Origin of the sequence: Dietzia aurantiaca (genome assembly GCF_021033825.1) — a bacterium.
Classification (GTDB): Bacteria; Actinomycetota; Actinomycetes; order Mycobacteriales; family Mycobacteriaceae; genus Dietzia; species Dietzia aurantiaca.
This window is the reverse complement of sequence record NZ_JAIFXZ010000007.1, coordinates 1-21746: the sequence shown is the minus strand read 5'-3', so window position 1 is coordinate 21746 and position 21746 is coordinate 1. Positions and strand designations below refer to the sequence as shown.

Annotated in this window: 19 protein-coding genes; 7 read left to right on the top strand and 12 right to left on the bottom strand. The window is 66.2% G+C overall.

Annotation, left to right across the window (positions count from 1 at the left end; translation table 11 throughout):
• Positions 1-484 precede the first annotated feature (484 nt).
• On the top strand, positions 485-1120 hold the full coding sequence (locus K3888_RS09220; protein ID WP_230929971.1) for an HNH endonuclease: 636 nt from the start codon (positions 485-487) through the stop codon (positions 1118-1120).
• A 171-nt stretch (positions 1121-1291) separates the two neighbouring features.
• Here the strand turns inward: K3888_RS09220 and K3888_RS09215 are convergent, their stop codons facing one another.
• From K3888_RS09215 to K3888_RS09190, 6 genes are read right to left on the bottom strand one after another with little or no spacing between them, the layout of a single operon-like run.
• A complete protein-coding gene (locus tag K3888_RS09215) occupies positions 1292-2911 on the bottom strand; it encodes a sulfatase family protein (protein ID WP_230929970.1) in 1620 nt (539 codons plus the stop codon).
• Complete coding sequence (locus tag K3888_RS09210; protein ID WP_230929969.1) at positions 2908-4482, bottom strand: class I adenylate-forming enzyme family protein; 1575 nt, start codon at positions 4480-4482, stop codon at positions 2908-2910. Before K3888_RS09210 ends, K3888_RS09215 begins: the two co-directional genes overlap by 4 nt.
• Before the next feature lie 41 nt (positions 4483-4523).
• The gene (locus K3888_RS09205) at positions 4524-5378 is read right to left on the bottom strand and encodes an ATP-binding cassette domain-containing protein (protein ID WP_230929968.1); all 855 of its coding nucleotides are present in this window, start codon (positions 5376-5378) and stop codon (positions 4524-4526) included.
• A 1-nt stretch (position 5379) separates the two neighbouring features.
• Positions 5380-7506: a dipeptide/oligopeptide/nickel ABC transporter permease/ATP-binding protein gene (locus tag K3888_RS09200; protein WP_230929967.1), complete on the bottom strand. Its 2127-nt coding sequence runs from the start codon at positions 7504-7506 to the stop codon at positions 5380-5382.
• Positions 7503-8447, bottom strand: coding sequence for an ABC transporter permease (locus tag K3888_RS09195; protein WP_230929966.1), 945 nt, complete (start codon positions 8445-8447; stop codon positions 7503-7505). The genes K3888_RS09200 and K3888_RS09195 overlap by 4 nt, the downstream gene beginning before the upstream one ends.
• A gap of 34 nt (positions 8448-8481) precedes the next feature.
• Positions 8482-9999, bottom strand: a complete 1518-nt coding sequence (locus tag K3888_RS09190) for an ABC transporter substrate-binding protein (protein WP_230929965.1) — start codon at positions 9997-9999, stop codon at positions 8482-8484.
• 225 nt (positions 10000-10224) lie between these two features.
• Between K3888_RS09190 and K3888_RS09185 the strand changes: the two genes are divergently transcribed.
• The 5 genes from K3888_RS09185 to K3888_RS09165 all read left to right on the top strand — a co-directional run bounded on the left by K3888_RS09185 (position 10225) and on the right by K3888_RS09165 (position 14912).
• Positions 10225-10791: a VOC family protein gene (locus tag K3888_RS09185; protein WP_230929964.1), complete on the top strand. Its 567-nt coding sequence runs from the start codon at positions 10225-10227 to the stop codon at positions 10789-10791.
• A gap of 91 nt (positions 10792-10882) precedes the next feature.
• Positions 10883-11494 carry a TetR/AcrR family transcriptional regulator gene (locus K3888_RS09180; protein ID WP_230929963.1) on the top strand — a complete coding sequence of 204 codons (612 nt, stop codon included), beginning with the start codon at positions 10883-10885 and terminating at the stop codon, positions 11492-11494.
• A gap of 163 nt (positions 11495-11657) precedes the next feature.
• Positions 11658-12773: an alpha/beta hydrolase gene (locus K3888_RS09175; RefSeq protein WP_230929962.1), complete on the top strand. Its 1116-nt coding sequence runs from the start codon at positions 11658-11660 to the stop codon at positions 12771-12773.
• A gap of 43 nt (positions 12774-12816) precedes the next feature.
• Positions 12817-13983, top strand: a complete 1167-nt coding sequence (locus tag K3888_RS09170; protein ID WP_230929961.1) for an enolase C-terminal domain-like protein — start codon at positions 12817-12819, stop codon at positions 13981-13983.
• Between the two features lie 14 nt (positions 13984-13997).
• Positions 13998-14912, top strand: a complete 915-nt coding sequence (locus K3888_RS09165) for a ketopantoate reductase family protein (RefSeq protein WP_230930087.1) — start codon at positions 13998-14000, stop codon at positions 14910-14912.
• A gap of 69 nt (positions 14913-14981) precedes the next feature.
• Here K3888_RS09165 and K3888_RS09160 read toward each other — a convergent pair whose 3' ends face one another.
• Positions 14982-15449 carry a MarR family winged helix-turn-helix transcriptional regulator gene (locus K3888_RS09160; protein ID WP_230929960.1) on the bottom strand — a complete coding sequence of 156 codons (468 nt, stop codon included), beginning with the start codon at positions 15447-15449 and terminating at the stop codon, positions 14982-14984.
• A 180-nt stretch (positions 15450-15629) separates the two neighbouring features.
• On the opposite strand from K3888_RS09160, the gene K3888_RS09155 reads away from it, so the two are divergent.
• Positions 15630-16700, top strand: a complete 1071-nt coding sequence (locus K3888_RS09155) for a substrate-binding domain-containing protein (protein WP_295647489.1) — start codon at positions 15630-15632, stop codon at positions 16698-16700.
• A 17-nt stretch (positions 16701-16717) separates the two neighbouring features.
• Here the strand turns inward: K3888_RS09155 and K3888_RS09150 are convergent, their stop codons facing one another.
• The 5 genes from K3888_RS09150 to K3888_RS09130 form a co-directional block, all read right to left on the bottom strand.
• Positions 16718-17995 (bottom strand): ArsB/NhaD family transporter, encoded by a 1278-nt coding sequence (locus K3888_RS09150; RefSeq protein WP_230929959.1) that lies wholly within the window; start codon positions 17993-17995, stop codon positions 16718-16720.
• On the bottom strand, positions 17992-18606 hold the full coding sequence (locus tag K3888_RS09145) for an AmiS/UreI family transporter (RefSeq protein WP_230929958.1): 615 nt from the start codon (positions 18604-18606) through the stop codon (positions 17992-17994). The genes K3888_RS09150 and K3888_RS09145 overlap by 4 nt, the downstream gene beginning before the upstream one ends.
• 163 nt (positions 18607-18769) lie before the next feature.
• Complete coding sequence (locus K3888_RS09140; protein ID WP_230929957.1) at positions 18770-20200, bottom strand: amidase; 1431 nt, start codon at positions 20198-20200, stop codon at positions 18770-18772.
• Positions 20193-20375 carry a hypothetical protein gene (locus tag K3888_RS09135; protein ID WP_230929956.1) on the bottom strand — a complete coding sequence of 61 codons (183 nt, stop codon included), beginning with the start codon at positions 20373-20375 and terminating at the stop codon, positions 20193-20195. The genes K3888_RS09140 and K3888_RS09135 overlap by 8 nt, the downstream gene beginning before the upstream one ends.
• 1028 nt (positions 20376-21403) lie before the next feature.
• A partial coding sequence (locus tag K3888_RS09130) for a hypothetical protein (RefSeq protein ID WP_230929955.1) occupies positions 21404-21746 on the bottom strand: 343 nt, incomplete at its 5' end.

Here is a 21746-nt window from a genome sequence, read left to right as displayed (position 1 = left end):
GGCTCATCTGTGGAGCCTGTCGTAGTTCCGCGGCCGTTCGATATCCCGATTTGGCAGTTGCCACCCCTTCCTTTCCCCTTCGAGTGGGAGTTCCACCTTCCTGCGCCGCCTGCCCCTCCAGTGCCGGCCGCTGCACCGGCTCCAGCACCCGCCCCGAAGTACGGCGATGTGTGTTCCCCAGACCAGGTCTATGAGGTCTACAACCGCATGCTCGTCTGTGTATATGCGGGTAGGTCCGTGCCGACCTGGGTGTACGTCAGCGCAGAGGCTCTCAACCCGGACGGAACCCTTAATCGGAGCTATCCGGCTGGGTAGATCTGCGCTGCGTCATCGACCGATCTGGCGCCCTGGACGCTCGACTCACTGTGCCGCAGGTGAAAGGTACCTTCAAGCCGTTTGGACGTCGTCGCAGAAGGAGTCCAGATGAGTAAGACCCGTTCGACCTGGGCAGCGCGCTCAGTGCGAAGCGACTTACAATCGGCGCGTGAACTCGGTGTCTGAAGGTCCGCCCGATACGGAGGTCGACCCGCCGACATTGAGTGTCAGCGAGAAGGCTGACGTACTCGGGCGAGTGGCAGCGGCGATCAACGCGCGGGGGCTGGAGGCCGGTCGCGCCGAGCTCGTCGCGAGCTATCCCTTCGTCACGGTGGAAAAGAGCCCTCGTAGGTACACCGAGCGTCAGCTTCTCCAGGTGTACTACCGTGATGGATTCGTGGACAGGTACAGCCGGGATCGACTCGTCCACCCCGGGGTGCTTCGCGTGCTTGCGGCCCACTTTCCGGAAGAGTTCCCCGTGCACCCCAACTGGGCGATGGCAAAGACCCATTTCGCCTTCTGGGAGCTGTTCCCGACCCTCGATCATGTAGTGCCGGTCTCACGTGGCGGGGCGGACGACGCACCAAACTGGGTCACGACTTCGATGCTGCGCAACTCGGCCAAGGCGCACTGGACGCTCGAGGAACTTGGCTGGCAGTTGCATCCGCTCGGAGACTGTCGCGAATGGGACGGATTATCTGAGTGGTTCGTCGACCACGTTTCGGCCCACCCCGAGCTCCGTGTCAGCCCGTATATCGCCCGGTGGTGGCGTGCGACAGTCGAGGTTCGGGCGTCCCTGAGCTGACTTTCGCGAGACTCGGCAGTGCATTCCCGCCAGCCTCAGGCATCTCAGACTCGCGGGCGGGAAACCCTCATTCGGACCGTAGCGGTCCGCCGAATCCAGGTCCAAATTAGGGCGGGTTGTGGGGACCCCGCCCTGTGCATTCTTGCGGCGTGTCTCTGGGTGCGATTACGACTAGGCCATAGCGGTCGGGCGCAGCACTGTGTCCGTGTGGTCGAGCTGCGCCTGCAGCAGGCGGAACAACATGCGACTCTTGAGGTCCGCGTACTCCGGATCGTTCCAGAGGTTATGCATCTCGTTCCTGTCGTTGCGCAGGTCGAACAACTCGCCGTCGTCGCTCCCGTGGAGGACCGTGACCCGAGCGTCATCCGTGATGGCCGTCCGCAACTGCGTGGGGATCCCGAGGCGGAAGGCGTCAAACATCTGATCCTCCTCGATGTACAAGGCGTCTCGCACCCGGTGCCCGGGGTCGGTGAGCGCCGGGACCAGCGAGTGCCCCTGAATGCCCGTGTAGCCCGGGACCCCGGCCAGATCCAGAATGGTGGGTCCGATATCGAGGCTGGACGTCAATCCATTCGACGACGATGCTCCGACCCCGGGACCGGTGAACGTCAGCGGAACGCGAACGCAGCCTTCGTAATGCAGCCCCATCTTGAGGAGTAGGCCGTGGTCGCCGAACATGTCGCCGTGGTCGCTGGTGACGATGATGACTGTGTTGTCCAGAACTCCTGCTTCGCTCAGCGACTGGACCACTTTCCCCACCATCTCATCGATGAACGAGATCGCGCCGTACTCCTTCGCCGCCGCCTGGCGAAACTGCTCCTCACTGGGGGCGAACGGTGCCATCTCGCCGCCGCGCTGCTCGCCCCGATGGTTGATCATGTTGCGAATCCGCTTCGAGGACCCCTCGTGAGAGTCGTAGAAAGTCTCCGGAAGCGGGATCTCGGCCGGATCGTACATGTCATAGAACCGGCCCGGCGGCGCGAAGGGATGGTGCGGGTCCGGGAAGGAACACTGCAGGAAGAACGGCTCCCCGGACTCCGCTGCCGTCGTGATCGCCTCGACCGACCGGGTGCCCACCCACGACGTGGGATACAGCTCCTCCGGCATGGCGGGCTGATACACCTGATCCCAGCCGTCGTAGCGCTGCGCCGCGTGCTCAACCGTCCGCTTGGCGGGGTCGAAGCCCTGGGCACGGAGCCAGTGCTCGTAATGCCCACCGGAGTAGTCGGCGTGATCGATCGCCAGCTCAACGTGGTCGAAGCCGTAGTAGTCCTCCGGCATGTCCACCAGTCCCTCGCTGTGGAGCTCCTGGTTCTCCCAGCGATCCCACCCCGGCGCACGGCGGGGCTCAACCCCGGGGCTCGACGGGCCGTTGGCGGTGATGGCCCGCGCGAACTCAGGTGCGTTCCCGTAGTTCTGCAGGTGCGCCTTCCCGACCAGCGACGTGCGATACCCGGCTGCGCGCAGCGCCCGCACGAACGTGTTGGCGTCCTGGTCCAGGGAGATGCCGTTGAAGCGGGTCCCATGCGCCGACGGCACCCGTGACGTGAGCAGGCTCGCGCGGTTGGGCATACAGATTGGATTGGCCACGTAGGTGCGCGTGAATTCGGTTCCCCGAGCGGCGAGCGTATCCAGATTGGGGGTCTTGACCACAGCGTTACCGCCGAACCCCAGATGATCGGCGCGGAGCTGATCCGCCATGATCAGAACGAAGTTCGGGCGCCTTTCGGCGTCGGACTGACTGCCGTCGGCCTGGCTGGCGCCGGCCTGACTGCCGCTGTCCCGGCTCATGCCACGCCCCTCTCGTTGTTCGTCCAATGCGCTTTTCGCAGTTCCCGCTTGAGGATCTTGCCCGTGGCGTTCCGCGGGAGTTCGTCCATGAATGAAATCGACCTCGGACACTTGAAGCTGGCGATCTGGGTCCGACACCACGTCGTGATGGCGTCGGCGTCGGCGGTGGTGTCGGTTTGCACCGCGGGGTCCATCACGATCACCGCGTGAACGGCTTCCCCCCACCGTGGATCCGGAATGCCGATCACGCTCACCTCGCGAACCCCGGGGTACCTGCTGAGCACGGATTCGACCTCGGCCGGATAGACGTTCTCCCCACCGGAGACGATCATGTCCTTCAGACGGTCGATGATCTGGATGTACCCCTCACCATCCCGCACCGCGATGTCGCCCAGTCGCCAGAAGCCGTCGTCGGTCATGGCTTCGGCAGTGGCCTCTGGGTTGTTCCAGTAGCCATCGAACGGATCCGATCCACGGACAATGAGCTCGCCCGGTTCGCCGGCGGGCACGTCGCGCATCTCGTCGTCGACAATCCTGACCTCCCAATTCATGGCGGCCCGGCCGGCGGTGTTGAGGTGCGGTGACTCGGGGTACTGGTCCTCCGGGTCCAGCGTGGTCACCGGGAAGCCACCCGTCTCGGTGGAACCGTAGTTCTGCCGGAACCGGCAACCCAGGGTCGTGATGGCGTCACGCAACGCATCCGGGGAGATCGGCGACGCTCCGTAACCGATCTCGATGAGCGAGGACAGGTCCACCGGATCGGGTCGGGACCGGATCTCGTCCACCACCATCGCGATTGCGCTCGGCACCAGGTTGGTGAACTGGATCTGCTCGGACACCAACGCATCCACAAACGATCCCGGGTTGAATCCGGACTGGATATACGTCGTTCCGCCGGTGAACAGCGGGTAGGTGATGTTTGCCAGGCCCGCCATGTGGAACAACGGCATGGCACGCAGGTGCCGCGCGCCTTCCACCGCCTCGGGGACGACCAGCTTGAGGTAGGTGGCGCTGGCAACCAGTCGACTGTGCGAGATGGTGACGAGCTTGGGAACAGCGCTGGTGGTGCCACTGGTATGGAGCAGAACGCACGGGGACTTGGGCTGCAGCCACTCGTAGGGGAAGGGCGGGGGAGGACCCTGGAACGCATCGGAGGCACGACCGGTCACCACCCCCCGGGCGTCCGGATCGCGGAGCTTGACCGCCGGGAGGTCTGGCGCGGCCTGCCGCGCCTTCTCCTCGTTGGGCGAATCTATCAGCATGGCCGCGGGCTCGAGCACCGAGAACAGGGCCCGCAGCTCTGGAGCGGCCAGTCGCCAGTTGATTCCGGTGGGGATGGCTCCGAGCCTGTGCAGAGCGAACATGTGGCTGATCCAGTCGACCCGGTTGCGGGCGACGATCGCCACGGTGTCACCGGGTTTGATCCCCTTGGCCGCCCAACCGCCGGCGAGAAGCTCGACCTCCTCGGCCAGTTCCTGATAGGTGAGGGTCTGCCCCAGGTCGTCGATCAGTGCGGGCAGGTCCGGATGTCGCTCTGCGCGCCACGAGATGATATGTACCCAAGAGATCACTGAAGAAGATCCTTCCGCTATGCCGTCGACAGACGGGTGAGTTAGACAGTGCTTTCTTCGAGAACCTGGCTGGCGGCTCGCGTGGTGCGGGCGTCGCGCTTGCGCTGTTGCTCCGCCGGATCGAACCCGGGTGCGGCATCCAGCAGCCGGCGTGTGTAGTCCTGCTGCGGATCGGTGTAGATGGTTTCCGCCGGCCCCTCCTCGACCAATTTGCCGTGGTACATCACGGCCAGCCGGTCACTGACGTGCCGCATCAGGCCCAGGTCGTGACCGATGAACAGGTAGGCCACCCCGGTCTCGCGCTGCACGTCGTTGAGGAGATTGACGATGGTGCTCTGGGTGGAGACGTCCAGGGCACTGACGGGCTCGTCGCACACGATGAGGTCCGGCTCGGTGGCCAGGGCTCGTGCGATCCCGATCCGCTGGCGCTGACCGCCGGAGAACGCGGCGGGGCGCTGATGATCGAGGCCGGGGTCCAGCCCCACCTGCTCCATGAGCGTGGACACTCTGGCGGCTCGCTCGGCACCGCTCAGATCAGTGTGGACTCGCAGGGGCTCCGCGATGATGTCCTGGACCGACCACGAAGGGTTCAGGCTCGCGGTGGGGTCCTGGAAGATGGCCTGGACCCGTCGCTGATACCACAGTGGAACCCGCCCGAACTCGGTGACCTCGTGGCCGTCGAAGCGAATGCTTCCGCTGGCGGCGCGAGTCAGTCGCAGCACGGAGCGGGCAAGGGTCGTTTTTCCGGATCCGGATTCGCCGACCAGGCCGAGGGTCTGCCCGGCTTCGATGCTCACGCTCACGTCGTTAACGGCGACGAACGGCTTGTGGGGCCGAAACAGACCCCGGGATCGGAACTCCACCCGCAGATTGTTGATTTCCAGAAGTGGCGCCATGTCAGTTCACCCTTGCCTTTCGGGCCGACGACGTGCTGAGGTCAATACCACCCTGATGCGCGTTGATCGGGTGGATACACCGGACGGCATCCCCCAGGGTGGCCGCCGGAACCGTCGGGGTGAGCTCCGGAGGAGCGGAGGTGCATTCGACGGTCGCGAACTCACAGCGCGGGGCGAACCGGCAGCCCTGCGGCCGGTTGCCGGGCGAGGGAACCGTGCCAGGGATGACGCTGAGGGGAATGCCACGCGGCTGACCCTGCACGCTGGACTGGAGCAGTGCCGAGGTGTACGGGTGGCGGGGCGAGTGCATCAGGTCGTTGACGTCCTGCTCCTCGACGATCTGGCCGGCGTACATCACCGCGACCCGATCGGCGACCTCGGCCACCATCCCCAGCTCGTGGGTCACGAACATCATCGCCATGCCGGTTTCGTCCTGGATGCCGGCCAGTAGGTCGGCGATCTGGACCTTGAGCGTCACATCGAGCGCTGTGGTGGGCTCATCAGCGATCAGCAGCACCGGATCACAACTAATGGCCAGGGCGATCATGACGCGCTGCGCCATGCCCCCGGACAGCTCGTGCGGGTAACTCTTCATCCGTTGATGCGGTTCGCGGATCCCCACGCGCTCGAGCAGATGCGCGGCCTTCTCGTAGGCGTCCGCGCGGCTCAAACCCTGATGCATGCGCAGCACCTCGGTAATCTGGTTGCCCACGGTGAACGCCGGGTCCAGTGCGGCACCGGGCTCCTGGAAGATCATCGCCATGCGCTGCCCGCGAAGCCGGCGGAGCTGGTTGGCGGAGTAGTCTGTGATGTCGTCGCCCTCCAGGAAGACGCGGCCACCCGTGCGGCGCGCGCTCTGGGGGAGAAGGCCCATCGCGGCGAGCGCCGTGATGGTCTTGCCACTGCCCGATTCGCCCACGACGCCCAACGTGGTGCCGGGCATGACGTCCAGCGAGACATTGTCGACCAGGGTGATGGTCTCCGATCCCCGTGCCGCTGTGACGTCCAGGCCGCGCAGGCTCAGGGTGGGCGTGACACCGTTCCGCGGTTCGACCGTCTCCGCGGAATTGATCGCGGTGGGCTCGGAGATGACGCGCGCCGACGACGACGATCGCTTGGCTATCCGACGCCAGTTGGTGCGCAGTGGCTCATCGCGCATGGCGCTGAGCAGGGTGTCACCGACGATGTTGAGGCTCAGTACGGTCAGACCGAGTGCGATTCCCGGAGGCAGGATCAGCAGAGGATTCAGGCCGATCAGGTTGGCGGCCTCCGCGATCATCACGCCCCAGCTCGCGTCCGGTGGCTGGGCACCCAGGCCGAGGAAGCTCAACGCGGCCTCAACCAGTAGTGCCGCGGCCATGGTGAGGGAGACCTGCACGGCCACCGGACCGATGATGTTCGGGAGAATGTGGCGCACCATGATGACCGGCGCCTTGGTGCCGATCACCTGCGCCGCCTCGACGTACTGCTGGCGTCGGGCGCTGAGCACCTCACCGCGGGTGACCCGGACGAAGGTGGTGGAGAAGACCAGGCCCACGGCGAGCATCGCGTTCACGATTCCGGGCCCACGCGCGGCGATGATCGCGATCGCCACGATCAGGCCGGGCAGCGAGGTGAAACCGTCGACGAATCGCATGATGATGCTGTCGAGGGGGCCGCCCACGAAGCCGATCAGCAGGCCGATGGGGATGCCGATCGCCATGGCGATGACCGTGGCCTGCCCCGCGGCGATCACGGCGATTCGTGCGGCATAAACGAGGCGGGAGATGACATCGCGGCCCTGGGAGTCCGTGCCGAGCCAGTGATCGACCGAGGGGTACTCCAGGGTTCGAGCGAGGTTGGTGGAGAGGGGGTCGAGGGGGGCGATCAGGCTGGGGAACGCGGCACACATCAGCACGATCGCCAGGACGGCAATCGCACCGATGGTGACGGGGTCACGTCGGATGCGAATCCAGATCTTCGCCCACTGGCCGCGGGGTGGATTCCCCTTAATGCCGACGCCCGGCTTCTTCCCGGTGCCGGTTGTCGCGGGTGTGGTGGGGGAGCCGGTGTCAGTTTTCACTGAGGGGTCCTCGCTGTTCTGATCCCGGAGCAGGGTCTGATCGTCGGGGGTGGCTGTGCTGGTCATAGCGCCCTCACCTTGGGGTTGAGGTAGCCATAGGTGATGTCCACGCCCAGCTGGGCCAGTGCCACGCACAGTCCGGTGGTGATGACAACGGCCTGGATGATGGGCATATCGCCCTGGGTGACCGCGTTGAGTGCCAGGTCTCCCAACCCGGGGATGCCGAAGACCCGCTCAACCACCACGGCGCCACCGAGGAGATAGGCGAACTGGAAGCCCATGGTGGTGATGACCGGGCTCAGCGAGCTCTTCATGGCGTGCTTGCCGATCACACTCCTGTTCCGCAGTCCCATGGCCCGACTCGTGCGGACGTGGGGCATCTGCAGTACCTGGATCATCGACGCCCGTGCGTGGCGGGCGAGCATCGCGGTGACGATCAACCCCAGTGAGAATCCGGGAAGGATCACCGATTCCAGCCAGCCCATTGGGTCGCGGGAGAACGGTATGTATCCGGTAGCCGGCAGCCAGCCGAGCTGGAGGGCGAAGACCGAGACGAGGATCAGGCCTATCCAGAAGGCGGGCATTGCCAGCGCCACCGACGACAGGATCGTGATGGCGCGGTCGAGCAGCGAGTCGGACCGCAGGGCCGCCACCGTGCCGGCGGTGATGCCGAGCACCATGCCGATCACGGTGGCGACGAGCGCCAGCGACAAGGTCACGCCGAGTCGATCAATGACCATCGGCAGAACAGGGGCCTGGTCCATGAGGGAGTTCCCGAGGTCACCCACCACCGCGTTGGTCAACCAGTTCCAGTACTGCTCATACCAGGGCAGGTCCAGCCCGAGGTCCGCCCGGACCGCGGCCACCTGTTCCGGGGTGGCCGAATCACCGGCGATACGGTCCGCGGCGTTGGCGGGCATGATCGCCGTGAGGCCGACGGTCACGATGCTCAGAACCAGGAGCACCGGAATGAGCGCCAGTAAGCGGTAACCGATCAGCTTGGTCATGGTGTTGATCTCCTCTTGGGCGTTGGTCGCGGTGTTACTGCACGGTCACGCCACGGAAGGAGGGACCCATGGGCCACCCCACGGAGTTCTCCACGTCGAGCACCTTCTCGGAGTTCCACGCGACGATCGACTGGTCCTGGAACAGGCCACACCACAGGGCTTCGTCGGCGGTCAGCGTCTGCATCTCGGCGAAAGCGGCGGCGCGTTCCTCGTCCTGTTCAGCATTGGCCGCCCGTTCGTAGGCCTGGTCGATCTCCGGGTGCGGGACAGTGAACGGGTTCTGGGGGCCGTTGGTCGCCAGGCGGTCGACGTAGAGCTGCTGCGGGTGGACCTGCTTGATGGGGGTGATGATCGCCGGGAAGTTGGTTTCCCGGTTTTCCTGATCCAGGGTTCCCGGCTGTACAACGGTGATGCCCATGTCGATCCCGACATCGCGCAGGTTGCCCTGGATCGCCTCGGCGACGCTCTGGATCGGCCCGAACGCCGGAACGGTGAAGCTGGTGTCGGTCACGCCGGACTCGGCGAGCAGTTCGCGTGCCTCTTCCGGATCGAACGAGTAGATATCGGTCAGGTCCTCGACGTGGAATTCATTGCCCGGGGGGAAGACCTGGCTCTGGGCGTCGGCGTAGCCGAAGAAGATCGACTCGGCGATCGACTCGGTGTCGATCGCGGTACATACCGCCTGGCGGAAGGTCTCGTTCTCGAGGGCCGGCGCCTGTGTGCCGTCGATATCGGTGAAGTGCAGCATCCAGTAGTTCCCGGGGAAGGTGTCCACCGTGACATCGCCCGAGCTGACCGTCTCGGTCTGGGCTCGTGCGATCTGCGAGATATCCACCTGGCCGGATCGAATCGCGGCTGCGCGCGCAGCGTCATCGGTGAGGACCCTGATCTCGAGACGATCCAGCGTCTGCTCCTCCTCGTTGGCGAATCGCTCGTTGGGGACGTAGACGTAACTGACGCCGGCGCTCGATGCGGTTTCGTCGAGGACATACGGACCCGAACCGACGGGATTGGTTCCCAGGTCGGGTGCGTCGAGGGATCCGGGCGCCACGAGGATGCCGGCGACATCGGTCAAGCCGATCGGCAGCGCCGGCGCGGGGCGGTCGAGCAGGATCCGAACGGTGTTCGGCCCGGTGACCTCGATGCCGGACGCGTTGGCGAACGGTCCGGAAGCCGGGCCAGCGGACGCCATACGGTGCTCGAGGTTGGCCGCGACCGCCTCGGCGTCAAGTGGCTCGCCGTTACTGAACTCGCGTCCTTCTTCCAAGGTCAGGTCGAGGTATTCCGGCGTCAGATCGTAGGACGTGGCGACACCGCTGACGATGTTGCCCTCGGCATCGGTGCGCAGCAGCGTGTCGTAGACGGGGTCCAGGAAGACCCGCTGGCCCTGACCCGGATTGACGGTCGGGTCAAAGCTCTGCACGTCGACCAGCGTCGCAGCGACAAGCTGCCCTGGCGCATCGTTGCCCGAGCTACCGCAGGCGGCGAGGCTCGCGGCCGCGACCAGGCCGACGGCTGCCGCAGCCGATGCGCGGAAAGTATGTCGTTTCATGTGACTCTTCCTGTCTGACGGGGCCAGATACAAACCTGACTTCAGATTCAGTTATAGATGTGACCCAGGTCTCTGTCAAGGCGATTCTGTGATCCCCCTCACGCGATTCGAGTCGTTCGCTGACCTGTGATCGGGGTCACCAAAAGTGTGGACATAGAACTGAACCTGATGTTAGGGTCAGTTTTGCCGACAGGCTCTCACGGACCTCAGTTGGAGGAGGCACTCATGGAAAACAAGAACAACCAATTCGAGTTGCGCGGCTTCAGTCACGTTGCGCTCGTGTGCTCTGACATGGCCCGGACGGTGGATTTCTACTCCCGGATCCTGGGGCTGCCGCTGATCAAGACGGTGGATCTGCCCGACGGCAGTGGGCAGCACTTCTTCTTTGACGCGGGCAATGGAAACTCGCTGGCGTTCTTCTGGTTCCCCGACGCCCCCGCGGCCGTTCCGGGAATCTCTGCGCCCGTGTCGTCCCCCGGGTTCGGCGAGTGGCTCAGCGCCGTCTCGTCTCTCAACCATGTGTCGTTCGAGGTTCCCGCCGACAAGTTCCCCGAGTACCGGGCGAAGCTCAAGGCGGAGGGCATCAAGGTGGGCCCGATCGTCAATCACGACAACTCCGAGTCGCAGATCGCGCTGGAGATGAACGACGACGTGTACGTTCGATCCTTCTACTTCCAGGACCCAGATGGTGTACTGCTGGAGTTCTCGTGCTGGATGCGTGAGTTCACTCCCGAGGACGTCTCCCACGAGCCCAAGACTGCTGCGGACTGGCGGCCGCGCGCCATCGCTTAACACACGGACGCGAGCTGACCGAAGCCTGTCCTCGCCCGAGTGCCTTCGGTTTACGGTAAGTACTTGGAGAAAGTCCACGAGGAGGTTCGCGATGACCGTGCCGGAGGTAAAGCCGACGCGACGAGGTCGGGAAACCCAGGAGGCCATCCATCGGGCGGCCCGAAAGGTGATCTCCGAACGAGGCTTTCTCAAGATGACGGTCGCGGACATCGTGAAGGAGGCGGGAAAATCTCCGGCGTCCTTCTACAACTATTACGACTCGAAGGAAGCACTCCTCGAATCGTGGGCCCGGCAATTCCAAGATGCGGCCCGGCAGCGGCTGAGTGTCGAAGACGTTGCCAAGGGCTCGGCGCGGGAGCGCGTTCGGGCTGCGGCGAGTGCACACTGGAACACCTACCGTGATCATCTTGCCGAGATGATCGGTGTGTACCAGCTGTCAATGATCAATGACGATTTCGCGAAGGTCTGGGAAGACCTCAGCAGCGAGGCCGTAGAGGGAATCGAGGGTGGCATCCGCGCCGCTCAGCGCCAAGGGTTCTGTCCTACTCTCGACCCCTTCCTGGCCGCCCGTGCGATCGTCAGTATGTTGCACCAATTCTGTTACGAGAACCTTGCCAACGGTCGCGATGCCACGGCGGATGATGAGCAGTGCATCGAGACGTTGACGGAATTGTGGTATCGCGCAGTGTTCTGGCGCGAATAGCACCCCGCACGAACAGCCCCCCCTCGCCCGGGAATGTGACTTTGTCGCTCTGGCAGTCACACCCGGACTCGCAGCATCCCCAGAGGCCGGCTGCCGCCCGGGTCACCACACCGTTCGCGGCTGAAATCCGTTGGCAAGGTCGTGAGAGTCCCGAGGAGGGTCCATGACCAAGGTTGAACGGGAGTTCGTTGGTCTCCCGAGTACTAATCTGCCCCGCGCCGGTGCGGGAGGCCACCCGTGCCAGGGCGTCTATCACAAGGCGGCAGGCACCACGCCCCGTATCGCGGTGATCGCGACGCACTACAACATCGATTTCTCCGAGCACTACATGTCGCAGTTCCTCGCCGAGCGCGGCTTCGGTTTCCTGGGGTGGAACACCCGTTTCCGGGGCGCGGAGCAGCACTTCATCCTGGATGCCGCATTGAGCGACATCGGGGTGGGAGTGCGCTGGCTGCGCGAGCAGGCGGGGGTGGAGAAGGTGATCCTCCTCGGCAATTCCGGCGGCGGCTCGCTGATGGCCGCCTACCACTCGCAGTCCGTGGCGCCGTCCGTCACGGCGCTGCCGGGGATGAACCTGACCGCGGGCGTCAACGAGCTGCCCCGGGCCGATGGCTACATCTCCTCCGCCGCACACCTGGGGCGACCCGAGGTGTTGACCAGTTGGATGGACGGCGCGGTCGTTGACGAGAACGACCCTCTCGCCACCGACGAGAGCCTGGACCTGTTCGTCGGCGACAACGGCCCGCCCTACAGCGCCGAGTTCGTCGAGCGATACCGGGCCGCCCAGGAGCGGCGAAACCACCGCATCACCGAGTGGGTGGTGGCGGAACTCGAGCGACTCAAGGCGGCGGGCTATCACGACCGGCCCTTCTCGGTCTGCCGTACGTGGGCTGATCCCCGCATGGTGGACCCGACTCTCGAGCCGACAAATCGCGAGCCGAACCTGTGCTACGCCGGTGTGCCCGAGCGCGCGAACCGGTCGGTGTTCGGAATCGCCTCGGGAACCACCCTGCGGTCATGGCTTTCGCTGTGGAGTCTGGAGCACTCGCAGACCCGGGCATATCGGCATCTGCCCAATATCGAGGTCCCGGCACTGGTGATCAACGGAAATCAGGACACCGGAGTCTTTCCCAGTGACGCCCAGTCGATCTTCGATCAGATCGGGTCGAGCGATAAGCAGCTGCACACGCTCGAGGCGAATCATTACTTCCTCAATCCGGGCGCGCGCGATGTGCAGGCGGATCTGATCGCCGACTGGATCCGGGAGCGATTCGAGTGACCCCGCCACGGGCACGACGGCACGGCAAGGAAGGCGGCACACGATGAGGATCACCGAGATCAGGGAGATGTCGGTCCCGCTGGCGGGCACGATCTCCAACGCGGTGGTGAACTTCTCCGCGCATCGCGTGTCGCTCGTGGCGGTGGTCACCGACCACATCCGCGACGGGCGCCCCTTGACCGGCGTCGCGTTCAACTCGATCGGCAGGCACAGTCAGGCCGGCATCCTGCGTGAGCGCATGATCCCGAGGATTCTCGCCGCGGATCCGGACACTTTCCTCGATCCGGCCACCGGCGCGCTCGACCCCGCTCGGGTGCTGGCGTGCGCGATGACTGACGAGAAGCCCGGCGGCCACGGTGACAGGGCGGCGGCGTCGTCTGCGGTGGAGCTGGCCGTGTGGGACCTGCTGGCCAAGCTCCGCGATGAGCCGGCGTGGCGAACGATCAGCCGTCACCACGGGCGCCCCGGAGCGACCGCGGGGGTTCCGGTGTACGCGGCTGGCGGGTATTACCGAGCCGGCACCGGGATTCCGGAGCTGGTCCGGGAAGTCGAGGGCTACTTTGATGCCCACTACGAGGCGGTGAAGATCAAGGTCGGTGGCCTCGATCTCGCGCAGGATGTCGAGCGAGTCGCTGCAGTTGTCGCGGCCGCCGGCAGCGGTGCGCGTGTGGCGGTGGACGCGAACGGTCGTTTCGGCACCCAGCAGGCCATCGACTACGGACGAGTACTAGAGCAGTTCGGGCTGCGGTGGTACGAGGAGCCGATAGATCCGCTGGACCTGCGGGGCCATCGGGATCTGGCCGAGGAGTACGACGGCGCTCTGGCAACGGGGGAAAACCTCTTCTCCGTGCCCGACGTCAAGAACCTGCTCGACTTCGGTGGACTCCGGCCGGATCGCGACCTCCTCCAGATGGACGCGGGCCTGAGCTACGGACTCACGGAGTACACGCAGATGATCGACCTCATGAAGACCGCCGGCTTCCCCCGGTCGGCGGCCGTACCGCACGGCGGGCATCTCATCAACCTGCACATCGTCACGGGTCTGGAGCTGGGTGGCTGCGAGGCGTACCCCGGAGTATTTGAGCCCTTCGGCGGGTACAGCGAACAGTGTCTCCTGTCGGACGGACTGATCCACCCCTCGGACGCCCCGGGCTTCGGGCTGGAGCAGAAAAAGGGATTGGATTCGTGGATCAAGGAGGTGACCCGATGACGACACCGCCCGCCATCCGGATAGCCGTTGTGGGGTGCGGCGCGATGGGCGCGGTGTACGCATCTCGACTCGCTCGAGCCGGACACGACGTCGTCGTCGTCGACTCCTGGGCGGAGCATGTTGCGGCGATGGACTCCTACGGACTCACCGTCACCGGGCCCGACGGCACTCACACCGCTTTCGTCCGTGCGTTCACCCGACCTCCTGAGGAGGTCGTGGACCTGGTGATCATCGCCGTCAAGGCCGCCGACGCCGGCTCCGCAGCGGCGAGACTGGCAGGCCTGATGGGGCCGGAGACGACGGTGCTCACCATCCAGAACGGGTTGGGTGCCGCGGACGCCGTCGCCGAGCACGTGGATCCCGATCGGTTGTCCGTGGGGATAGCCAAGGGGTTCGGCGCCTCGCTGACCAGGCCCGGGCAAGTGCACCACAATGCGATGCGGGAGCTGCGGTTCGGTGCCCACACCGGAGGCGGTAAGCCCGATGTCGAAGCGCTCGCGGCGGTGTGGCGGGGCGCCGGCTTCGACGCCGAGGCAGTAGACGAGATCGCCGCGATGCAGTGGACAAAGCTCATCTGCAACGCGGCCTACAGTGCGCCCTGCGCCATCTCGGGCACGACGGTGGGGGAGGTGCTGCGTAGTTCGACGCTGGGGCCGATCAGTCTGTCCGCGGCGCGCGAAGCCTATGCGATCGCCAGGGCCAATCGGGTTGGAATCGACCTCGACCCGGAGGCATGCGTCATTGACTTCGCCGCCGGCATGCCAGACGCCAAGCCCTCGGTCCTCCTGGATCTGGAAGCCGGCCGTCGAAGCGAGATCGAGTTCATCAACGGGGCCGTGCCGAGGGAAGCGGCCAAGGTCGGTCTGACCGCGCCGATCAACGAAGCGCTGACGAGGCTAGTCCGGGAGATCGAGGACGCCTCTTCGTAGCGAGGGGCTACCAACCGGGCGGCGTATGTCAGGTTCGGTCACGCCCAGTATTCGACGGTGGGTAGCGGCTCAGGCCAGCTCGGGAAGCCGGTTCAGTACGGCGGCAAACGCAACCGGATCGAGTGCTTCCTCGGCCATCGCGGCGTCGAGTTCGGCAGTGAGGTCGGCGAGATCGGCGGTCACCACGCCGTGCAGGTCCCGGCCCAGGTCGCTGATGCGGACGTCCACCTTGCGGCGGTCGGTGAGGCTGGGGGTGCGGTAGACCAGCGAGCGGGTGACCAGGCGATCCACGGCGCGCGTCAGCGAGGCGCCCGAGGGCGGGGTGAGTGCCGAGATCTGGGACATGGTGAGGCCGTCGTGCGAGTGGAGGGCGTCGAGGATTAGCCATTCGTCAGCGGTGAGCTGGTGCGCGGCGCCGACGGCGGAGACTGCGCTGTGGAGCCGGTGGCCCTGCAGGATCAGCGCCTTGAGCAGCTCATCGGAGGTGGCGGTGGGCGGGGTGGGTGCCGCCGCGGCGGCGTCGGTGGAGCTGGTCATGCCGGTCCCTTCCTGCGCCCGAAAAACTATCTGTTGAAACATATCCAGATGGAAGCATAGTATGCAACAGGGCCTCGTTTCGTGTGACCCAGATCGCATAACGGGGAATGCTCCTGGGCGTCACAACGCGGGTGAGCCCCCGCGCACAGAAGCACTACGCGCACGGAAGGGAGAGGCCAGGTGCAGCAGATCCTGCTGTCGAGCCGGAGCACGTACCGCATCGGCATGGTCATCCCCATGCAGGGCCCCGGTGGGATCTTCGGTCCCTCGTGCGTGTCCGTGTGCGAGATGGCCGCCGACGAACTCAACCGCTGTGCCGGGATCGACGGCCGCCGGGTCGAGATCGAGTACATCGACGGCGGGCAGTCGCCGGAGGCCGTGGTCGCGGAGGTCGGTGCGCTGCTCGAGGCGGGCCGACTCGACGCGATCACCGGTTGGCACATCTCCTCCATCCGCCGCCGTCTGGGTCCGCTCGTGGGCGGCCGCATCCCGTACGTCTACACCTCGCTATACGAGGGCGGCGAGCACGCCCGCGGCATCTACTGCTGTGGCGAGACTCCGGAGCAGCAGATTTTCCCGGCGCTGCGCTGGATGCGCGAGCACCTGGGCGTACGCCGCTGGCACGTGGTGGGAGCCAACTACGTGTGGCCCGTGCGGTCCCTGCAGAAGATCGCCGAGTCGGCCCCCGGTCTCGGCGTGGAGATCGTGGGCACGAGCCTGGTACCGATGGGCCACGGTGCCGACCCGCGCCTGCCCGCCGCAGTGGCCGCCGGCAACTGCGACGCCGTGCTCATGCTGTTAGTCGGCCAGGACGCCGTGGACTTCAATCGCGCCTTCGCCCGGGTCGGCCTGGCCGATCACATCATCCGCTACAGCCCGCTCATGGACGAGAGCATGCTGCTGGCTAGTGGGCCCGAAGCCACGATCGACCTCTACTGTTCGGCCTCCTACTTCAGCACCCTGACCAGCGCTCCTGCGATGGACTTCCTGGATCGCTACGTGTCCGCGCGGGGCCCGTCGGCGCCGTCACTGAACAACATGGCCCAGTCCTGCTATCAGGGTATTCAGACCCTGGCTGAGCTCGCGCGTATCTCTGGGGGGACGCGGGTGAGTGACTGCGACCGCGTCATCGACGGACTCACCTTCTCCGGTCCCCGCGGCGAGGTGCGGTTCGTGGGCAACCAGGCTGTGCAGCCTGTGAACCTCGCGCGCGCCGACGTATTCCACTTCGAGGTACTCGAGACCCTGTGACCGCCCGCGGGTAGCGCTCAGCCCATTGCGAGGACGGGCAACGCCACGGCGATCGGCGCGAGCACGCAGCCCGCGGCGATGAACGAGCCCCACGACACCGCCGCGCCGGCGCGGCGCAACTGGTCGTGCCACAGCAACGTCGCCAGCGACGCCCACGGTGCGATGATCGGGCCGGCGTTGACGCCCACCAGCAGGGCGAGCATGCCGTGGGGAGTATCGGCGCCGTGCTCGAGCGCGAGGAACGCGGGGATGTTATTGATGAGGTTCGACGACGACGCCCCCAGCCCGGCGATGGCCAGCAGGCCGCCCACGGAGTCCTGTCTCGAGGCCACTGCCCGGGCCAGCACGTCCAGAGCGCCCGCGTGGTGTGCGATCGCCGCCACCGCCGACAGGGCGGTAACGAACACCAGTGAGGACCACGGGATGAGCATGCGCAGGGGAGGACGGGGTGCCGGTGTCGTCGTTGTCGTCGTCTCTCCGGTGCGCGGTGGCCCGGAGCGCAGGTTGACGGCGAGCATGATCGCGGCGGCGACCGTCGCGGAGATCCAGTAGGGGAACGGCGTGGCAAGCAGGGGGAGCAGAACCGCCAGGGTGACCAGGGTCGCACGCAGGCGTCGGCTCGCGGTGGGCTCGAGCTCGGCGGCCCCGGCCTCGCCTCCGACTCCGTCCTCGGGGCGGCCACGACCCCGTGCCGACCAGCGGAACGCCACCCAGGACGCGGCCACGGCCACCCCGATGCCCGCGATCGCCGGGCGCCACGCCGCACCCACGTACGCACCAGGCCCGGTGAACACCCCGGACCCCACCGCCAGCAGGTTGGTGAGGTTGGACACCGGCAACAGCAGCGAGCCGATGTTGGCGATCCAGATGACCGTCAGTGCGGCGGCCCACAGGCTCAGCCCGCCGCGCCGTGCGAGCGCGACAGCCAGCGGCGTCACGAGGATCGCAGTGGTGTCCAGGGATAGAAATATGGTCGACACAAGGGACAACACGACGATCTGGCACCACGCGGTCGCCCGTGTCGACAACCAGTCGGGCCGCTGACGCCGGGCCCACTGCGCCACGGCCTCGAAGGCGCCGGCCGCGCTCGCGAGGTTCACCACCACCGACATGGCGGCGACGAACAACAGGACCGGCGCCAGGCGCACCAGCAGCGCCCACGCCTGCGCGGGTGCGAGAACGGCGAGGCCGCCCACCGCCGCGACGGCCACGGCGAGCGGCACCAGCGTCGTGATGGCAGTCAGCCCCGCGGCGAGGTGTGAGGTATCGCCGCGGGGCCTGGGCTTCGGGCTCATGCGGTTGCGAGACTCACCCGCCCGGGCACCGTGGCCCGAACCGCCAGAGCCGCGGCGAGCACCACCCCGACCACCTGGGCCGCGGCGACCCAGCCCAGCGGCACGGTGGTCCAGGCGCCGTCGATCATGAGCAGCGACGGAACGGTGGCCGTGGTGACCGACTGAGAGATCGCCAGCACTCCGGCCGCCACGTCCCATCGCGGGCCCACCGCGCAGCCCGACAGGAAGAAGACGAAGAACAACACCGCCCAAGCGGACCACAGCCACGCCATCCGCGCGTCGCCGGACGTGAGATTGATAGCCGCCAGGACTACCGCGGTCGCCGAGGCCCACGCGCAATACCAACCCAGGGCGCGGCCGTCGGCGCGGAGAAGAGTGCCGCCCGCGACGGTGAGGTAGGTGACCCCGAACAGGCCGTAACCAACGGCGCCGAAGAGATCGAGGCGGTCGCTACCGCCGGCCGGGATGGCGATGAGGAGCGCAGCTGTGACCAGGCCGGCGCCGGTGATGAGGTTGATCGGCACCGCGGCGCGAGCGTCGACCCGGCCCAACAGGACCAGCCCGTTGACGAGTAGCACCGCGCCGACGAAGAGCAGGGCAAGACTGGACATGGGAGCTTCCTTGCAGACTGTGGGGTGGTTCGGCGGCCTGGCCGATGTGGGACACGGCGGACTGCCGGCATGGGGCGGGACGTGCGCCGACCTGCCGGACCCGCGCGGGGCGCCACCGAGGAGGCACCCCGCGCGGGAAGTGGTCAGGCCGCGCCGGCGGCGGTCAGACCGCGCTGACGGGCGAGGCCGAGTGGGGCGCGCGCGAGCCTCCCATCGGATCGGACTCCTCGACGTAGCCCCCCACACGCAACAGAGTGGACTCGTCGAACGCCTTGCCGATGAGCTGAAGCCCCACCGGAAGGCCGTCGTTGAGCCCGGCCGGCACGGTGAGCGCCGGCAGTCCGGTGAGGTTGCTCGGCCCGGTGTAGCGGATGAACGCCTGCACCAGATCCACCGGCGAGCCGTTGAGGTCCGCGACCTCGGACCCGATGTCCGGGGCCATGACCGGCAGCGTGGGCGCCATGATCACGTCCACGTCGGCCAGGGCGGCGGTGAACTCCTGCTTGATCTGGCGGCGGGCCTGCTGCGCCTGCAGGTAGTCCACCGAGGAGAACAGCTCGCCCAGGTAGAACAGGAAGCGGATGTCGCTGCCCATGTCCTGGGGACGGTCGAGCAGGTCCTGGTGGTGGATCGCCGACGCCTCGGACAGGCTCGTGGCGAGCTCGGTCCACTCCGAGTAGCGCAGGGACGGGATCTGCACCTTCTTCACCGTGGCGCCGCGGGCCACCAGGTCGTCGATCCGGGCCCGGACCAACCGCTCGATCTCCGAGTCCACGTCGCGGAAGAAATAGTCCTCCTCCACGCCGATGACCAGTCCGGTCGGGTCGCCGCCGAGGCCGGCCAGGTAATCGTCCACCGGGGCGTCGACCGAGGTGGGGTCGCGGCGGTCGAATCCGGCGATCGCGCCGAGCATGGCGGCGGCGTCGGCGACCGTCTTGGACATGGGGCCGATGTGGTCCAGCGTCCAGGCCAGGGGGAAGCAGCCGAACTTGGACACACGGCCGTGCGTCGGCTTGAGGCCCACCAGGCCGTTCGCGGACGAGGGGATGCGAATCGAGCCGGCGGTGTCGGTGCCGAGCGTGGAAAAGGACATGTCCGCGGCGACGGCGGCACCGGACCCGCCACTGGACCCGCCGGGGACCTTGTCGAGATTCCACGGGTTGTGCACGGGGCCGAAGTGGGGACTGTTGTTGTCGATCCCCCAGGCGTACTCGTGCATGTTGAGCTTGCCGGTGACGACGACGCCCGCCTCACGCAGCTTCGCGACAGTCGTGGCGTCATGCTCGGAGACGAACTCTCCGTGGATCTTCGAGGACATGGTGGTGACCTCGCCCGCGACGTACAGGTTGTCCTTGAGTGCCATGGGGACGCCGTGCAGCGGGCCGCGGACTTCGCCGGCGGCGATCTCCTTCTCGGCCTGTGCGGCCTCGGCGAGCGCCTGCTCGTCGCGGAAACTGACAAAGGCGTTGATCTGCTCGTTCTTCGACCGTGCGTAGTCGAGACTCTGGCGTGTCACCTCGACGGGGGAGACCTGCTTGTCGCGGATCAGCGCGCCGATCTCGGTCGCGGACTTGCTGAGGAGTTCGTCAGACATGGTGGTCGCCTCCGGGGATGTTGCGGATCGCCACGTCGGCGTCCGCAGTGTTGATGGTGTCGAGGTCGCGCCGGAGTCCGGCGATCTGGGCCCAGGTGGATTCGATGCGGTCGAGTTCGTCGGCCGAGGGGTGTAGTCCCTTGGCGGCGAGCGCGTCCTTTATGGACAGCGTCATCACGGTCTCCTCAGTGTCGAACATCTGAAATAGTTCCAAATGGAACTACATTCAAGGTAGGTGACTCCGGTCACACTGTCTAGTGTTTGAAGAGAACCGTCTCGATACGCGGTGTGGCTGCCCTTGCGGGCGCCTCGCGATGTGTGTCCCCGCGGCACGATGCCCGCCGCGCCGCTTCGCGAGAAGGTCCGCCTCGGTCGGATGACAGAACGGAAACAAGGGCCTCGGAACGACGAGCGCGGTCCTGCTCGAGGCTCTTGGGCGGAACTCGCGGGGACGGGATCTAGGTTCGGTGATTGACCGTCTGCGGGGGCCCGTCACGCTTTGGTAGACATCGGTCTTGGCTGTCGAACCCGGAGGAAACCTGGCTCCGCGACTTATCGGGCATCGGGTCCACCGCTTAGTCCCGGTGAGCTGCAGCTCGTTGGGGCCGACCGCGGTGAAGACTCGCTCGCAGGGATAGTCGTTGTGCACGGGCGGACCGGCTCGGTGGCAGGGCACTTGAGCTGTCAGCAGTAGGGCTGAGGAGTGATCTCGAGTACTCGGCACGCCACCTCGCGCGGGGATTCGTTCAGCGGCGAGCTCGCTCACGAGCGGGTACCATCTAGTTCCGGCAGTTTTTCGCCTATGACAGGTTCGCCGCAGCGCGGCGCAAGACCTCACCTTTCCTGCTCCAACAGGCGCACACGCGGCTTGGCCTCGCGCACTTCCTTGGGCGCCGTGGCGGTCGTGCCAGGTTGAACTCCGGCTCCTACGCCAGCATTGCGAATCCACTTCTACAACGTCATGAGAACGCCGAAGTCTGCAGCGATTTGGTCGAGCGTCACACCGACTTCACGGTTCTCGGCGACGCGGACAACGTCGTCGCGGAATTCCTGTGAGTAGCGCTTGTCCAGGGCAACCACCGTGTAGGCCGCCCGGCAACGAGACCCCTCCTCGTCAACGTCACCTACCCGGGCATCAGCACCTTCCGGGGATCGAAATGGGAGAGTCCGCGGTTCAGCGGTAGACAGCCCACCTACGCGGCATCACTCGATCGGGAAAGGCAACGACCGCCGAAGCAATGAGGCCACGTCCTCCCACGCGGCTGCCTCGCCCTGGTACACCTCGGCTGTCTCGTCGTCTTCTTGGGCCTTGCCGGATTCGCTCCAGCAAATGGCCTGTTCCTCGCACCGGCGGATGCAGTCGAGAATCAGAGACCGGTCCCGCTTAAAAACCCGGGCTGCCAGTCCCGAGTTTCCCCTACGAAGCGCGAACGTCCCATCCTCATCGTGGGCGACGTACACCCTGTGGGTGAACCGCCCCAGGTTTCCCGCCGCTCCTATGTGGGTTGAAGCTCTCGGTTGAGAGCGGCGTAGTAGCTCTGCTCGA

Bases quoted from the DNA above. Each gene is read 5' to 3' on its own strand.
- K3888_RS09215 (WP_230929970.1), bottom strand. From the start codon at position 2,911: ATGAGCCGGGACAGCGGCAGTCAGGCCGGCGCCAGCCAGGCCGACGGC.
- K3888_RS09205 (WP_230929968.1), bottom strand. From the start codon at position 5,378: ATGGCGCCACTTCTGGAAATCAACAATCTGCGGGTGGAGTTCCGATCC.
- K3888_RS09200 (WP_230929967.1), bottom strand. From the start codon at position 7,506: ATGACCAGCACAGCCACCCCCGACGATCAGACCCTGCTCCGGGATCAG.
- K3888_RS09195 (WP_230929966.1), bottom strand. From the start codon at position 8,447: ATGACCAAGCTGATCGGTTACCGCTTACTGGCGCTCATTCCGGTGCTC.
- K3888_RS09190 (WP_230929965.1), bottom strand. From the start codon at position 9,999: ATGAAACGACATACTTTCCGCGCATCGGCTGCGGCAGCCGTCGGCCTG.
- K3888_RS09185 (WP_230929964.1), top strand. From the start codon at position 10,225: ATGGAAAACAAGAACAACCAATTCGAGTTGCGCGGCTTCAGTCACGTT.
- K3888_RS09180 (WP_230929963.1), top strand. From the start codon at position 10,883: ATGACCGTGCCGGAGGTAAAGCCGACGCGACGAGGTCGGGAAACCCAG.
- K3888_RS09175 (WP_230929962.1), top strand. From the start codon at position 11,658: ATGACCAAGGTTGAACGGGAGTTCGTTGGTCTCCCGAGTACTAATCTG.
- K3888_RS09170 (WP_230929961.1), top strand. From the start codon at position 12,817: ATGAGGATCACCGAGATCAGGGAGATGTCGGTCCCGCTGGCGGGCACG.
- K3888_RS09160 (WP_230929960.1), bottom strand. From the start codon at position 15,449: ATGACCAGCTCCACCGACGCCGCCGCGGCGGCACCCACCCCGCCCACC.
- K3888_RS09150 (WP_230929959.1), bottom strand. From the start codon at position 17,995: ATGAGCCCGAAGCCCAGGCCCCGCGGCGATACCTCACACCTCGCCGCG.
- K3888_RS09145 (WP_230929958.1), bottom strand. From the start codon at position 18,606: ATGTCCAGTCTTGCCCTGCTCTTCGTCGGCGCGGTGCTACTCGTCAAC.
- K3888_RS09140 (WP_230929957.1), bottom strand. From the start codon at position 20,200: ATGTCTGACGAACTCCTCAGCAAGTCCGCGACCGAGATCGGCGCGCTG.
- K3888_RS09135 (WP_230929956.1), bottom strand. From the start codon at position 20,375: ATGACGCTGTCCATAAAGGACGCGCTCGCCGCCAAGGGACTACACCCC.